Source organism: Actinocorallia libanotica (genome assembly GCF_039525175.1).
GTDB lineage: Bacteria > Actinomycetota > Actinomycetes > Streptosporangiales > Streptosporangiaceae > Actinocorallia > Actinocorallia libanotica.
The window spans coordinates 1-519 of sequence record NZ_BAAAHH010000131.1; the positions used below are offsets into that span (position 1 = coordinate 1).

Genomic DNA, 519 nt, shown 5'->3' on the forward strand with positions numbered 1-519 from the left:
TCAAGAGTTTCCCAAACGCCTGTGCCAACTGTGCCGAAGCCAGCCATGCCGATACCGATGTGTTGTGTAGCCATATTTCTGACCTGCAAAAGTGTGCTTTAGCAGGAGTGTTAGGTGTTAAGTTTGAAGTGTTAAGTTGCGACTATTGCCAGGCAATGATGGCCGCTGCGGGGGGATGTTGCGCGAGATGAGCCTGCAGTCAAATCCTTAATGGCCCTCTTTTCGAGAGAGAAGGTTTCGTCAGTCGATATGTGGCCGTTTACTCGTTTGATAAGCCTTCGCTGTGAGTGAGTGTCACAGTCTTCGAAGTGCGAGTGAGTACTATGCTGGGAATGGTCTGTCGTGCGCTTTGCAGCCATTGGAAAAATTCGGTGGATTTGCTTTCCTCGGAAAACTGTAGTTGCCAGAGGGTGTGCGCGTTTTGGGTGGATTCTGTCGCGATGGAGAGATGGTCGCTTTCTAACGCGGTGATCCATTTGTCTAGTTGTTCGGAAGGTGCAGCGTGGAGCTTGAGATAAC

General features: G+C 50.3%; 2 protein-coding genes. One reads left to right on the top strand and one right to left on the bottom strand.

All coding sequences use genetic code 11. The annotated features are described in order from the left end of the window. On the top strand, positions 1–191 hold a 191-nt coding region (locus tag ABD140_RS40015), incomplete at its 5' end, for a hypothetical protein (RefSeq protein WP_344248315.1). Positions 192–259: 68 nt separating this feature from the next. Here ABD140_RS40015 and ABD140_RS40020 read toward each other — a convergent pair. Next, the coding region (locus tag ABD140_RS40020; RefSeq protein ID WP_344248317.1) for a hypothetical protein at positions 260–519 on the bottom strand (260 nt) is incomplete at its 5' end.